At 74.3% G+C, this 13,223-nt stretch carries 12 protein-coding genes; 6 read left to right on the top strand and 6 right to left on the bottom strand.

Annotation, left to right across the window (positions count from 1 at the left end):
* Window positions 1–54 precede the first annotated feature (54 nt).
* On the bottom strand, window positions 55–1,281 hold the full coding sequence (locus LPU61_RS14430) for a sensor histidine kinase (RefSeq protein WP_229405158.1): 1,227 nt from the start codon (window positions 1,279–1,281) through the stop codon (window positions 55–57).
* 180 nt (window positions 1,282–1,461) lie between these two features.
* On the opposite strand from LPU61_RS14430, the gene LPU61_RS14425 reads away from it, so the two are divergent.
* The gene (locus tag LPU61_RS14425; protein WP_229405157.1) at window positions 1,462–2,001 is read left to right on the top strand and encodes a hypothetical protein; all 540 of its coding nucleotides are present in this window, start codon (window positions 1,462–1,464) and stop codon (window positions 1,999–2,001) included.
* A gap of 105 nt (window positions 2,002–2,106) precedes the next feature.
* Entirely contained in the window at window positions 2,107–2,457 is a 351-nt protein-coding gene (locus LPU61_RS14420; RefSeq protein ID WP_229405156.1) for a hypothetical protein, read from the top strand.
* Between the two features lie 83 nt (window positions 2,458–2,540).
* On the opposite strand, the gene LPU61_RS14415 is transcribed toward LPU61_RS14420, so the two are convergent.
* Entirely contained in the window at window positions 2,541–3,296 is a 756-nt protein-coding gene (locus LPU61_RS14415; RefSeq protein WP_043966973.1) for a hypothetical protein, read from the bottom strand.
* Window positions 3,297–3,544: 248 nt separating this feature from the next.
* Between LPU61_RS14415 and LPU61_RS14410 the strand changes: the two genes are divergently transcribed.
* Window positions 3,545–4,159, top strand: coding sequence for a copper resistance CopC family protein (locus LPU61_RS14410; RefSeq protein WP_229405155.1), 615 nt, complete (start codon window positions 3,545–3,547; stop codon window positions 4,157–4,159).
* Between the two features lie 90 nt (window positions 4,160–4,249).
* Here the strand turns inward: LPU61_RS14410 and gltX are convergent, their stop codons facing one another.
* The 3 genes from gltX to LPU61_RS14395 are packed head-to-tail and all read right to left on the bottom strand — an operon-like array spanning window position 4,250 to window position 8,416.
* Window positions 4,250–5,659 (bottom strand): glutamate--tRNA ligase, encoded by a 1,410-nt coding sequence (gene gltX / locus LPU61_RS14405; protein WP_255700104.1) that lies wholly within the window; start codon window positions 5,657–5,659, stop codon window positions 4,250–4,252.
* A gap of 59 nt (window positions 5,660–5,718) precedes the next feature.
* Window positions 5,719–6,996: an MFS transporter gene (locus LPU61_RS14400; RefSeq protein WP_229405154.1), complete on the bottom strand. Its 1,278-nt coding sequence runs from the start codon at window positions 6,994–6,996 to the stop codon at window positions 5,719–5,721.
* Window positions 6,997–7,000: 4 nt separating this feature from the next.
* Window positions 7,001–8,416 carry a GH1 family beta-glucosidase gene (locus LPU61_RS14395; protein WP_229405153.1) on the bottom strand — a complete coding sequence of 472 codons (1,416 nt, stop codon included), beginning with the start codon at window positions 8,414–8,416 and terminating at the stop codon, window positions 7,001–7,003.
* Between the two features lie 252 nt (window positions 8,417–8,668).
* On the opposite strand from LPU61_RS14395, the gene LPU61_RS14390 reads away from it, so the two are divergent.
* Complete coding sequence (locus LPU61_RS14390) at window positions 8,669–9,115, top strand: SRPBCC family protein (RefSeq protein WP_043966977.1); 447 nt, start codon at window positions 8,669–8,671, stop codon at window positions 9,113–9,115.
* Window positions 9,116–9,459: 344 nt separating this feature from the next.
* On the opposite strand, the gene aceE is transcribed toward LPU61_RS14390, so the two are convergent.
* Window positions 9,460–12,204, bottom strand: a complete 2,745-nt coding sequence (gene aceE, locus LPU61_RS14385; protein ID WP_043966978.1) for a pyruvate dehydrogenase (acetyl-transferring), homodimeric type — start codon at window positions 12,202–12,204, stop codon at window positions 9,460–9,462.
* A 157-nt stretch (window positions 12,205–12,361) separates the two neighbouring features.
* On the opposite strand from aceE, the gene LPU61_RS14380 reads away from it, so the two are divergent.
* Both LPU61_RS14380 and LPU61_RS14375 read left to right on the top strand, forming a co-directional pair.
* A complete protein-coding gene (locus LPU61_RS14380; protein WP_199486231.1) occupies window positions 12,362–12,682 on the top strand; it encodes a hypothetical protein in 321 nt (106 codons plus the stop codon).
* A 92-nt stretch (window positions 12,683–12,774) separates the two neighbouring features.
* On the top strand, window positions 12,775–13,179 hold the full coding sequence (locus LPU61_RS14375; RefSeq protein WP_176734070.1) for a secondary thiamine-phosphate synthase enzyme YjbQ: 405 nt from the start codon (window positions 12,775–12,777) through the stop codon (window positions 13,177–13,179).
* Window positions 13,180–13,223: the final 44 nt, after the last annotated feature.

The following is a 13,223-nucleotide window of genomic DNA, read 5'->3' as shown; positions in this document are numbered from 1 at the left end:
CCGGCCCCGCCGGGTCCGTCCCGTCCGCGGCCCGCCCGGGGGCGGCCCGGCCGGTCACGCCGGCTCCCCGGTGGGCAGCCGCGCCCGGACCCGCCACCGCCCGTCCGCCGGGCCCGCCGTGAAGCCGCCGCCCAGCAGCACCGCGCGCTCGCGCATCCCGACCAGCCCGGCGCCCGCGCCGGGCGCCGCCGCGCCGCCCGCCCGCAGCGGGTTCGCCACGGTCACCACCACCTCCGTCGGCCCGTACGTCACGACCAGCTCCGCCTCGCCCGCGCCGTGCTTGAGCGCGTTGGTCAGCGACTCCTGCACGATCCGGTACGCCGCCAGGTCCACCCCCACCGGCAGCGGACGCGCCCCGCCGGTCACCTCGGTCCGCACGGCCAGCCCGGCGGCGCGCATCCGGCCCACGAGGCGGTCCAGCTCGGCGAGGCGTACCCGGGTCGCCTCCTCGGCCGGATCCACGGCGTCGCCCGGCGCGGGCCCGACGCCCGCCGTGGGTTCCCGCAGCAGCCCGATGAGCTGCCGCATCTCCGCCAGGCCCTGCACGCTGTTCTCCCGGATGACCCGCAGCGACGAGGCCACCTGCTCCCGGTCCAGCCCGGGGACGGAGAGCGCGGCGGTGGCGTGGATGGCCACCGCGCCGAGGTGGTTGGCGACCACGTCGTGCAGCTCCCGGGCCATCCGGGAGCGCTCGGCGCGGACCGCCTCGCGCCGGTCCAACTCGGCCAGCCGGGCGGTCTGCTCGGCCCGGGCCCGTTCCTCGGCGGCCCGCGCCCGCTCGGCCGCCGCCTGGTCCCGGTACTGCCGCACGCTGATCCCGGTCAGCACCGGCACGACGCCGACCAGCACCACCGGCACGCCCAGCGCGACCCCGCGCCAGTGGCCGAACACCAGCACCCCGCCGACGGCGGCGAGCAGGCTCAGCGCCACGGTGCCCCGCAGCAGCCAGCGCCACAGCCGGGGCGGGCCGTACACGCAGGAGTCGTAGAGCACCTGGGTGTAGATCAGCGCGGTGCCGAGGGTGGTGCCGAGCGCGACGTCGACGCCGAGCGCCACCGTGCCGAGGGCCAGCCCCGTGCGGGTGGCCACCCGCCGCAGGGCCACCGCCGCCGACACGGCCACCAGCGACGGCAGGAAGGCCGCCGTGGGCACGCCGGGTCGCGGGGTGATCGCCAGGTGCGTGCCGAGGCCGAGCAGCGCCAGCCCGCCCGCGAGGGCCACGCCGGCCAGCGCCACGTCCCGGCCCGCGGTGCCGGGCCGGGGCCAGGGCGGCAGTCGCATCCTCCGATCCCACCACACCCGCCGCCGCGCCGGCTCCGACCAGGGCACGAGGCCGCGTCCCCCGAAGGAGGTACGCCCCGACGCGGTCCATCGTTCGGCGTACCCGGATCTCGTCGCCCGGGTCGAGGGCGGGGCGCACGGCGGGCGGCACGCTGGACCCACGGACAGGGGGAGGTCGTCGTGCTGGTCGCGGTCATCGTCGGATGCGAGATCGGGTTCTGGATGCTGCTCGTGGCGGGGCTCGTGGCCCGTTACCCGCTGCGCCGCCCCCGCCTCGGCGCAGCACTGCTGGTCTGCGTACCCCTGGTCGACCTGGTGCTGCTCGCGGCGGCCGCGCTGGACCTGCGGCGCGGGGCCACCGCGGACGCCACCCACGGCCTGGCCGCCGCCTACCTCGGGTTCTCGGTGGCCTTCGGCCACTCGCTGATCCGCTGGGCCGACCAGCGCTTCGCCCACCGGTTCGCCGGCGGCCCGCCGCCGGTCCGGCCGCCGCGCTACGGCTGGGCCCGCGCCCGTCACGAGTGGCGGGAGTGGGTCAAGGGCCTGCTCGGCTGGGCCGTGGCCTGCGCGTTGCTCGTGGCGGCGATCGCCTTCGTCGGTGACGCCGAACGCACCCGGGCCCTGTGGGACTTCGCCCGCACCCTCACCATCGCCCTCGTGATCTGGCTCGTCGCGTTCCCGGTCTGGGAGACGATCTTCCCGCGCCGCCCCCGCCGCTGAGGTGGGGTACGCGCCGCACGGCGCGTCCGCCCGCCCCAGTACGGTGACAGGGCACGCGGGCCAGGGGCCGGCCGGCGGGCGAGGAAGAGCGTGAGGAGACCGCCGATGGCGCACGGGGAGGCCGAGCCGGGCTGCGCCCAGGGGGAGTCCTGCCGGCCGGGCCACCACGAGCCGGCGGCGAAGCATCCCCGCCGGCTCACCGGGACGACCCATCCTGCCGAGCCGACCTGCGGCCGGGCCGCGGAGCCGACCTGCGGCCGGGGCGCCGCGCCGGCCGACGAGGACGCCCCGGTGCCCCGCCAGCGCGCCGCCGAGCCGCCCGCCGACGACGAGTCCGGCCGGGCCGCTGCCTGCCGCAGCGACCTGCCCGGCTGGGCCGGCGCGCACCGGCACGGCCCGGTCCGCCCCCGGCACCGGGCCCTACGCCGGGAGCGCCCGCCGCGCCGCTGGTGCTGAAGCCGCGCCGCCGGTGCTTGAGGCCGTGCCGCTGGTGCTGAGCGCACGGGGGCCCCGCGCCGAGCGGCACGGGGCCGGGCCCGTCAGCGGGTACGGCGGCGGATCAGCAGCGCGATCCCGGCCAGCCCGAGGGTGATCACCAGCATCACCCCGACGTTGAGCAGCAGCAGCCGCTGCAACTCGTCGAGCGCCTCGTCGATGTCGCCGGCCGGGTTCAGCGAATCGTCGGGCAGCACCCGCTCGCCGCCCCCGACGCCGCCGCTGACCGTGTCGACCTGCCGCTCCAGCGGCACCCCGACCGTCCGCAGCGTCTCGGACATGCTGAGCCGGCCGAGGAACCAGCCGGCCTTCTCCTTGCGGGCCGGGTCCGGCTGCTTTGCCGGCCGGTAGACCCGGGGGCCGCCCTTGGCCAGCGGGTAGAGGTCGTACGTCTGGGTGGCGATCTCCCCGACCAGCACCACCACCGTGTACTTCGGACCCAGGTCGGCAGGCTTCGGCCCGCTGGCCGCCCCGGTGGGGCCCAGCCAGCTCACCTGGTCGACGACCGCGACCACCTCGACGGGGTGGGCGGTGGCCCGCAGCCGCAGCGGCTCGGCCAGCCCCTCGCCGGTGATGTCCACCCCGGCCGGGAGGGTCTTCTTCGGCACCTTGCGGGCCAGCGCCGCGCTGGCGGCGGCGGCCGCGTCGGCCAGCGCCGCGCCCGTCGTCGCCGGACCCGTCGTCGCCGGACCCGTGGCCGTGCCGGCCGCCCGGACCGGCCCCGCCAGCGCCGTCGCCAGCGCCGTCGCCAGCAGCGCTCCCGCTGCCGCCCGGCTCAGCCGCCTCACCTGTCGGACCATCGCCGCCTCCTCGCCCCGTTCGATTTGGATGGCTTCGCTGCAGGTCACGCGTTGGTCGGTCGCTGGCGGTGACCATGCCCACAGGGCGGGGCGCCCACCTGAAAGACTGCGCAGAACGTCGATCGGTTGCAGCTGTTGGATCGGGAATTGGAACTATCTGCGATCTCAGCTCGACTAACCAATCGGCCGTAGATCAGCGGGCGGATAGTACCTTTACGGAGGTGTACATGGGGGGCAGGTTCCCACGCGTGGCGCGTACCTGGTTGGCCGTGCTCGGCGTGGCGCTCGGTGTGTCGCTCGTGCTCCCGGCCGCGCCGGCCGCCGCGCACAACTCACTGAGCGGCAGCAACCCGGCCAACGGCGCGCGGATCGCCACCGCGCCGGAGCTGATCGAGCTCCGGTTCCTGGCGAAACCGAACCCGGGTACGACGAAGATCACAGTCACCGGGCCGGACAATGTGGCCGCCCTCGACGGGGAGCCGACCTTCTCCGGAACGCGGGTGCGGATCCCGTTCGCGCCCGGCAAGGCCGGCCTATACATCGTCGGCTACCAGCTCGGATCCGCCGACGGCCACCCGATCAAGGGCGAGGTGCGGTTCACCCTCACCACCGGCACCCCGGCCGAGTCCCCGTCGCCGTCGGCCGCCGCGCCGGAGCCCGTCCCGCCGTCGGATGCCCCGTCCGCCGCCGCGCCGTCGTCGGCCGCCGCGACCCCGGAGGGTGCCGGCAGCGCCGTGCCGGCCGCCAGCGAGTCGACCGACGGGGGCCCGCCCGGCTGGCTCTGGGCGCTGGGCGGCGGCGTGCTGCTGGTGGCCGCCGCTGCCGGCGGGTTCGCCGTGCGCCGCCGCCGCGCCGGCACCTGACCGACCCCAGGCAGGACGCGTAGGGGCCCGCCGGTCCACCGGCGGGCCCCTACGTTCGCGTACCCGATCAGGCAGGCGTCGCGTACCCGATCAGGGCAGGCGCAGGCGGGCGGCGCGCAACCGGGCGAGGGTGCGCTCGCGGCCCAGCACCTCCAGCGACTCGAACAGCGGCAGCCCGACGGTGCGGCCGGTGACCGCCACCCGGACGGGCGCCTGGGCCTTGCCGAGCTTGAGGCCGCGCTCCGCGCCGACCGCCTCCAGCGTCGCCTTCAGCGACTCGGCGTCCCACGACGCGAGCCCCTCGTACGCGGCGACCGTCGCGTCGAGCAGCTCGGCCGCGCCCTCCTTCATCGCCTTCGCCCACGCGGCCTCCTCGATGCTCGGCGAGGCCAGGAAGAGGAAGTCGACGTTGGGCACGATCTCGCTGAGCACCGCGATGCGGGTCTGCGCCAGCGGGGCCACGGCGGCGAACGCGGCCTCGTCGAACTCCTCCGGCTGCCACGGCGGCGGCGCGATGGTGTCGGTGCCGGTCAGCCACGGCCGGCACGCGGCCACGAACTCGTCGACCGGCAGCGCCCGGATGTAGTCGCCGTTGAACGCGCGCAGCTTCTTCTCGTCGAAGAACGCGGGGGAGGGGTTGACCTCCTCCAGCCGGAACTCGTCCTCGATCACCGACCAGGGCACGATCTCCCGGTCGCCCGACGGGGCCCAGCCCAGCAGCATCAGGTAGTTGCGCATCGCGTCGGCGAGGTAGCCCTCGTCCCGGTACGCCTCCAGGGCGACCTTGTCCCGCCGCTTGGACAGCTTCTGCCGCTTCTCGTTGACCACCACGGGCACGTGCGCCCAGACCGGCGGCTTGACGCCCAGCGCGTCCCACAGGAGCTGCTGCTTCGGCGTGTTGGGCAGGTGCTCCTCGGCCCGGATCACGTGGGTGATCCCCATGGTCATGTCGTCGACCACGTTGGCCAGCAGGAACACCGGCGACCCGTCGCCCCGGGCGATGACGAAGTCCTCGATCAGCTTGTTCTCGAACGTCGGCTCGCCCCGGATCAGGTCGACGACCACGGTCGCGCCGGTGTCCGGGGTGCGGAACCGCAGCGCGCGCCCCTCGCCGGCCGCCAGGCCCCGGTCGCGGCAGAAGCCGTCGTAGCCGGAGTACTGCGAGCCGGTGCGCGCCTGCACGGCCTCGCGGGTGCAGTCGCAGTAGTACGCCCGGCCGCTCTCGTGCAGCCGCTGCGCGGCGGCCCGGTGCTCGGCGGCGTACGAGGACTGGAAGTAGGGGCCCTCGTAGCTGCCCCGGGCGATGCCGATCCAGTCCAGCGCCGACAGGATGCCCTCGGTCCACTCCGGCCTGTTGCGGGCCGCGTCGGTGTCCTCGACGCGGAGCACGAACACCCCGCCCTGCTGCCTGGCGAAGATCCAGTTCTGCAGGGCCGAGCGGGCGCCGCCGACGTGGAACATTCCGGTCGGGGAGGGGGCGAAGCGTACACGTACCGTCACGTCTCCCAGCCTACGGCCGCCGGCCAGCGGTTAACGGAGGGGCCCCTTGATCTCCACCGTCACGCCACGCCACGGATCTTGACGACGAGCGCGCTGCCGAGCAGGGTGACCGCCGCGGTGGCCGCGTACAGGGTGGGGTAGCCGCCCAGGTGCACCACGATCGGGGCGGACAGCGCCGGGCCGAGCACCTGCGGCGCGGAGTTCGCGATGTTGATCACCCCGAGGTCCTTGGCCCGGTCGGTGGCCGCCGGCAGCACCTCGGTGATCAGCGCCGCGTCCACCGACAGGTAGACGCCGTAGCCCGCGCCGAGCAGCACCGCCGCGACCATCGCCATCGGCCAGACCGGCGCGACGGCCAGCAGCAGCGCGGCCACGGCCATCACCAGCCCGGAGGTGATCACGAAGACCTTGCGCCGGCCCGAGCGGTCGGAGAGCCGGCCGGAGACCACGGCGGTGAGGATCATCCCGAGCGTGTAGAGCAGGATCAGCACCAGCAGCCCGCCCTCGGGGTCGGGATAGCGCACCCCGTCGGCGAGGAAGTACAGCAGGTACAGCGTGCCCAGCGCGTTGCCGAGCTGCACCAGGAACCGGGTGAGCCAGGCCCAGGCGAAGTCCGGGTGCCGGCGCGGGCTGATCCACATCGAGGCGAGCAGCGCGCCCACCCGCAGCGGCGGCCGGTGCGCCCGGGGCAGCGGGTCGTCGGCGGTGAGCAGCGCGAACGGCAGCGACAGCAGCAGCACGGCCAGCGCGATCGTGGCGTACCCGGCGGCGTTGCCGGTCACCACCGCCGTCACCAGCACCGCGCCGAGCACCAGGCCCAGCGACTGCGGGATGCCCACCCAGCCGGAGGCGCCGCCGCGCTGCAGCACCGGCACCCGGTCGGGGATGCCGGCGGTGAGGCTGGCCAGCATCGCGTTGAAGCAGACCTGGGCGGCCACCCAGCCGACCGCGACCCCGGCGATGGTGTCCTGCCGGGCCAGCAGCACCAGGGCGAGCGCGCCGAGCACCGCGCCGCCGGCCGTCCAGACGTGCCGGCGGCCCAGCTCCCGGCCGCCCACCCGCAGGCAGGTGCGGTCCGACAGCGCCCCGGCGAGCGGGTTGGCCAGCACCGCGGCGAGCGCGCCGAGGCCGGTGACCACGGCGAACATGGCCTCCTTGTCGCCCGGGGCGATCCGCTCGATCTGCTGGGGCAGCAGCACCTGGATCGGGGTGAAGAAGGCCATCCACACCCCGAGGTTCGCCGCGAAGATCAGCGCGATCCAGCTCCGCCGCACCGGGACGGTCGGCTCGGCGAGCGCGGCGGGCAGCGACGCCGGTGTCGGGTCGACGGTGGTCACGGCGCTACTCCGCGTCGGATGTGACGCGGCGGGAGGCGGGCGCGGCGGCGCCGGGTGCCGTGGAGGCCGCGCCGGGCGCCGCGTCCGCGCCGGGCCGCGTCACGGCGTCGCGCAGCCAGGCGTACGACGACTTGGGCGTGCGCGCCCCGGTGCCGAAGTCGACGTGCACGAGGCCGAAGCGCTTGGTGAAGCCCTCCGCCCACTCCCAGTTGTCCAGCAGCGACCAGACGAAGTAGCCCGTGACGTCCACGCCGTCGTCGATCGCGGCCCGCAGGGCGCGCAGGTGGGCGTCGAGGTAGGCGATCCGGTCCGGGTCGTGGACCCGGCCCTCGGCATCGGGTACGTCGTCGTAGGCGCAGCCGTTCTCGGTGACCTGGATCGGGGGCAGCCGGTCGCCGTAGCGGTCGCGTAGGCCGGTGAGCAGCTCGCGCAGCCCGTCGGGGGCCACCGGCCAGCCGAACGCCGTGCGCGGGTACCCGGCGAGTTCCACCAGCTCGAACGGCAGCGGCGAGCCGGGCTCGGGCGCGCGTACCCCCGAGGGGTTGTAGTAGTTGACGCCGAGCACGTCGAGCGGCGTGGCGATCACGGCCAGGTCGTCGCCGCGCACGAGCCCCGGGTCGAGGTCGAGCAGGTCGGGGTAGCCGAGGCCGAGCAGCGGGTCGGTGAACAGCCGGTTGTGCAGCGCGTCGTACGCCGCGGCGGCGGCCCGGTCGGCGTCGGTGTCGCCGGCCGGGCGCACGGGCGAGTAGTTGTTGGCGATGGCGACCGGGCTGCCGGTGCGGGCGCGCAGCGCGGCGACGGCCAGCCCGTGCCCGAGGAGCTGGTGGTGGGCCGCCGGGAACGCGTCGAACAGCAGCGTCTGGCCGGGGGCGTGCTCGCCGGTGCCGTAGCCGAGGCTCATGTGGATGAACGGCTCGTTGAGGGTGATCCACAGCTTCACCCGGTCGCCGAGCCGGGCGGCGACCAGGTCGGCGTACTCGGCGAACCGGGCGGCGGTGTCCCGGTGCAGCCAGCCGCCGGCGTCCTGGAGGGGCTGCGGCAGGTCCCAGTGGTAGAGCGTGGCGACCGGGTCGATCCCGGCGGCGGCCAGGTCGTCGACGAGCCGGTCGTAGAAGTCGAGGCCGGCGGCGTTGGCGGGACCGGTGCCGCCCGGCTGGACCCGGGGCCAGGCCACCGAGAACCGGTACGCCGACACCCCGAGCCCGGCCATCAGCGCGACGTCCTCGGCGTGCCGGTGCCAGTGGTCGCAGGCGACGTCGCCGGTGCTGCCGTCGGCGATCAGCCCGGGGGTGTGCGCGAACGTGTCCCAGATGGAGGGCCCCCGGCCGGCGGCGGTCGCCCCGCCCTCGATCTGGTACGCGGAGGTGGAGACTCCCCAGCGGAATCCGGCCGGGAACTCGGGCAGCGGCTCGGTGGTCATGCGCTCTCCAGGCGGCAGGGGCCGGCGCGTCCGCGGGCGCGGGACGCGCGACGTCCCACGATGCCGGCCGGGCAGCCGGCGAACGTGAAACGTGTTCGGACTCTAGGCCGCGGCGGGAGTTTGCGCCATAGGCCGCCGGCGATCGGGGCGCAAGGGTTTTCGGCGTGTCTTTTCCAAAGTTGTCCGGTTGCGTCCGATTTAGCGCATAGAGTGCCGAATATCGCGGATGTCCTCAGTGGGGGAAAGAACAGAATGATCCTCGTGGAACGCAGTGCGCACGTGATGGCGCCGGTGGAAGCGGTCTGGGAAGTCGTGCAGCGGGCCGAGCAGTTGCCGGCCTGGCTGGCGGGAGTTCGCGCGGCGGAGGTCCTCTCGGGGGAGGGCTTCGGCCGGCGACAACTGGTCCAGGCCGGGCGCGGGTCGGCGCACGAGGCCGAGGTGATCGCCTTCCAGGAGCCGACCCTGATCGGCTGGCGGGAGCGCGCCAAGGGCGCCGGTGCCCGGGCCGAGGCCCGCACCGAGATCTACGTCCAGCTCACCGCAGACGAGGAGGAGGGCGGGACCATCGTGCGGCTCATCGTCGTACGCTGGCCCGCCGGCCCGGTCAAGGCCGCCCTCCTCCGGCTCGGGCTGCGGCGGGTCGGCGCCGACCTGGAGGACTCGCTGGCCCGGCTGACCGACCTGGCCGCCGTCGGCTGAGCGGGGCACGTCTCACAGCGCCATCCGCGACGGCGGTGGCCCGGCGCGTCCCCACCAGGAACGCCCCGGACCACCGCCGTCACACTGCCCACCCACCCTCTCCCCACCCCGCTCCGTCCTGCCCCGCCCCGCCCCGCCCCCGCCCCCGCCCGGTCCCGCCCCCCGCCCCCGCCCCGGTGATCAAGAGAAAAGTGTCAAAGTTGATCTTCCCGGTGACGCAAACCTCTTGATCACCGAGGCGAGGGCGGGGCGAGGGCGGGGCGAGGGCGGTGGGGTGGGGTGGGGGTTGGTGTGGCGAGGGGCCCGGCGCGGTTGCGCGCCGGGCCCCTCCGTCGTGCCTGTGGCTAGCTGTCGCCGCCCGTCTCGCCGACCGGGGCCGCGTTGACGTCGTCGATGGCGTACTTCTTCGCCGCCTCGGCCGGCACCTGCGCCGGCACCGCGCCACGCAGGGCGAGCTGCCGCAGCGTCGCGACCGTCACCGACTCGGCGTCGACGTGGAAGTGCCGGCGCAGCGCGTGCCGGGTGTCGGACATGCCGAACCCGTCGGTGCCGAGCGAGGTGTAGTCGCCCGGTACCCAGCGGGCGATCAGGTCCGGTACGGCGCGCATCCAGTCGCTGACCGCGACCTTCGGCCCGTCGGCGTCGGCCAGCTTCTGCTGGATGTACGGCACCCGCTGCTCCGCGCCCGGGTGGAGCAGGTTGTGCTCCTCGCACTCCACCGCGTCGCGGCGCAGCTCCGTCCAGGAGGTCACCGACCACACGTCGGCGGCCACCCCCCAGTCCTGGGCGAGCAGCTGCTGCGCCTTGAGCGCCCACTGCATGCCCGTGCCGGAGGCCAGGATGTTGGCCCGCGGGCCGTCGCCGTCGACCTTCGGGGCGGGGGAGTAGCGGTAGATGCCCTTGAGCAGCCCCTCGACGTCCACGTCGGCCGGCTCGGCCGGCTGGTGGATCGGCTCGTTGTAGACGGTCAGGTAGTAGAAGATGTTCTCCGGCTGCTCGCCGTACATCCGGTGCAGGCCGTTCTCCATGATGTGCGCCAGCTCGAACGCGAACGCCGCGTCGTAGGCCACCACCGCCGGGTTGGTGGCGGCGAGCAGCAGCGAGTGGCCGTCCTCGTGCTGGAGGCCCTCGCCGTTGAGCGTGGTGCGGCCGGCGGTCGCGCCGAGCACGAAGCCCCGCGCCATCTGGTCGGCCGCCGCCCAGAACCCGTCGCCGGTGCGCTGGAAGCCGAACATCGAGTAGAAGATGTACAGCGGGATCATCGGCTCGCCGTGCGTGGCGTACGCGGTGCCGGCGGCGGTGAACGAGGCCACCGAGCCCGCCTCGTTGATCCCCTCGTGCAGGATCTGCCCGGTCGTCGACTCCTTGTACGACAGGAACAGCTCCCGGTCGACCGAGGTGTAGCGCTGGCCGTGCGGCGAGTAGATCTTCTGCGTCGGGAACAGCGAGTCCATGCCGAAGGTGCGGGCCTCGTCCGGGATGATCGGCACCCAGCGCTTGCCGAACTCCTTGTCCTTCATGATGTCCTTGAGCAGGCGGACGAAGGCCATCGTGGTGGCCACCTTCTGCTTGCCCGAGCCCCGCTTGACGTCGGAGAACCGCTCGCTGCCCGGGATCGCCAGCGTCCGGCCGGCGGTCCGCCGCGACGGGAGGTAGCCGCCGAGCTGCTCCCGGCGCTCCCGCAGGTAGGCGATCTCCTCGGACTTCTCGCCCGGGGTGAAGTACGGCGGGAGGTAGGGGTTCTCCTCCAGCGTCTTGTCCGAGATGTCCAGGTAGAGCCGGTCGCGGAAGAGCTTCAGGTCGTCCAGCGTCAGCTTCTTCATCTGGTGCGTGGCGTTGCGGCCCTCGAAGTGCGAGCCGAGCGTCCAGCCCTTGATCGTCTTGGCCAGGATGACCGTCGGCTGGCCGGTGTGCTCCATCGCCGCCTTGTAGGCCGCGTAGAGCTTGCGGTAGTCGTGCCCGCCCCGCTTGAGGTTCCAGATCTCGTCGTCGGTGAGCCCCTCGACCATCTTGCGGGTGCGCGCGTCGCGGCCGAAGAAGTGCTCCCGCACGTACGCCCCGGACTCCGCCTTGTAGGTCTGGTAGTCACCGTCGGGCGTGCTGTTCATCAGGTTGACCAGCGCGCCGTCGGTGTCGGCGGCGAGCAGCGGGTCCCACTCGCGGCCCCAGACCACCTTGATGACGTTCCAGCCGGCGCCCCGGAAGAACGCCTCCAGCTCCTGCATGATCTTGCCGTTGCCCCGGACCGGCCCGTCGAGCCGCTGCAGGTTGCAGTTGATCACGAAGGTGAGGTTGTCCAGCTCCTCGCGGGCGGCCACGCCGATCGCGCCGAGCGACTCGACCTCGTCCATCTCGCCGTCGCCGAGGAACGCCCACACGTGCTGCTGCGAGGTGTCCTTGATGCCCCGGTGGTGCAGGTACCGGTTGAACCGGGCCTGGTAGATCGCGTTCAGCGGGCCGAGGCCCATCGAGACGGTCGGGAACTCCCAGAAGTCCGGCATCAGCCGCGGGTGCGGGTACGACGGCAGCCCGCCGCCCGGGTGGGACAGCTCCTGGCGGAACCCGTCGAGCTGGTTCTCGCTCAGCCGCCCCTCCAGGAACGCCCGCGCGTACATGCCCGGCGAGGCGTGACCCTGGTAGAAGATGTGGTCGCCGCCGCCCGGGTGGTCCTTGCCCCGGAAGAAGTGGTTGAAGCCCACCTCGTAGAGCGACGCGGAGCTGGCGAACGTCGAGATGTGCCCGCCGACGCCGATCTCGGGGCGCTGCGCGCGGTGCACCAGCATCGCCGCGTTCCACCGGATGTACGCCCGGATCCGCCGCTCGATGTGCTCGTCACCCGGGAACCACGGCTCGCGCTCCGGCGGGATGGTGTTGATGTAGTCGGTGGTGGTCAGCGACGGCACCCCGACCTGGCGCTCCCGCGCGCGCTCCAGCAGGCGCAGCATCACGTACCGGGCGCGTTTGGTTCCGCGCTCGTCGATGACACCGTCCAGCGACTCGACCCATTCGCCGGTCTCTTCGGGGTCGATGTCCGGAAGCTGGCTCGGCAGACCGGCGGTGATCACCGGGCGCTTGCGTTCCGTGGCCACAGGCGTTCCCTCGGTTGTGTGTGGGATAGGTCTCTAGACGTTCATCCTGCCTTCTACCGACGGTTTTCGTCACGTCTGCCTCCCCCAGACGCGACGCTCAACACAGGTACCCGCCGGTAACTTATGGCTGCTTGCGGCCGTCTCCTACCGTCGACCCATGACGATGCTGCGAGCCGTGGCGAGCGCACTCGTGCTGGCCGGAGCGCTCACCCTGCTGCTGTCGGTGCTCGGCCTCGCCGGCGGCCGACTCGACACCGCCCCCGTGGGGCTGCTCGGCCTGGCCCTGCTCGCCGCGGGCCTGGTGCTGCTCAACCGCACCGGCGGCCGGAGCGCCCGCTACGGCTACGCCACCACCACCGGCGACCCCGCCGCCTCGTACGGCTCCGGCGCGTACGGCGCGGGCGCGGGCCAGCCCGGTGCCGACTTCCACGCCGGCGACGCCGGCACCGGCTGGTCCGGCGACCCGGGTCCCGGCTGAGGCAGGTCCGGCCGGCTCCCGGCTGACGGAAGCCCGGCCGCGACCCGGGTCCCGGCTGACAGGCCCCGGGTTCCGGCGGCAGAATGCGCCGTATGCGCACCGAGGTGATCACCGTCCAGACCGGCTCCCGACCGACCGTCCGGGACATCACCGCCGAGGCGGAACGGTTCGTCTCCGGCGCCGGCGACGGCCTGCTGCACGTCTTCGTGCCGCACGCCACCGCCGGCCTCGCCGTCATCGAGACCGGTGCCGGCTCCGACGACGACCTGCTCCGGGCGCTGGACGACCTGCTGCCCACCGACGACCGCTGGCGGCACCGGCACGGCTCGCCCGGCCACGGGCGCGACCACGTGCTGCCCGGCCTCGTCCCCCCGTACGCGACCCTGCCGGTGATCGACGGGCGGCTCGCGCTCGGCACCTGGCAGTCCATCTGCCTGGTCGACACCAACGGCGACAACCCCACCCGCAAGGTCCGCTTCTCGTTCCTGCCCGGCTGACCGCCCGCCGGCCGCTGACCGCCCGCCGGCCCGCGCCGGCCGCC

Source organism: Micromonospora sp. NBRC 110038 (assembly GCF_020884815.1).
Classification (GTDB): Bacteria; Actinomycetota; Actinomycetes; order Mycobacteriales; family Micromonosporaceae; genus Micromonospora; species Micromonospora haikouensis.
The sequence above is the reverse complement of the archived record's forward strand: the minus strand, read 5'-3'. Positions and strand labels throughout refer to the sequence as shown.

What these genes read in the sequence shown, in the direction of transcription:
- LPU61_RS14430 (WP_229405158.1), bottom strand. Translation starts at nt 1,281, where the DNA reads ATGCGACTGCCGCCCTGGCCCCGGCCCGGCACCGCGGGCCGGGACGTG.
- LPU61_RS14420 (WP_229405156.1), top strand. Translation starts at nt 2,107, where the DNA reads ATGGCGCACGGGGAGGCCGAGCCGGGCTGCGCCCAGGGGGAGTCCTGC.
- LPU61_RS14415 (WP_043966973.1), bottom strand. Translation starts at nt 3,296, where the DNA reads ATGGTCCGACAGGTGAGGCGGCTGAGCCGGGCGGCAGCGGGAGCGCTG.
- LPU61_RS14395 (WP_229405153.1), bottom strand. Translation starts at nt 8,416, where the DNA reads ATGACCACCGAGCCGCTGCCCGAGTTCCCGGCCGGATTCCGCTGGGGA.
- LPU61_RS14390 (WP_043966977.1), top strand. Translation starts at nt 8,669, where the DNA reads ATGATCCTCGTGGAACGCAGTGCGCACGTGATGGCGCCGGTGGAAGCG.
- LPU61_RS14380 (WP_199486231.1), top strand. Translation starts at nt 12,362, where the DNA reads ATGACGATGCTGCGAGCCGTGGCGAGCGCACTCGTGCTGGCCGGAGCG.
- LPU61_RS14375 (WP_176734070.1), top strand. Translation starts at nt 12,775, where the DNA reads ATGCGCACCGAGGTGATCACCGTCCAGACCGGCTCCCGACCGACCGTC.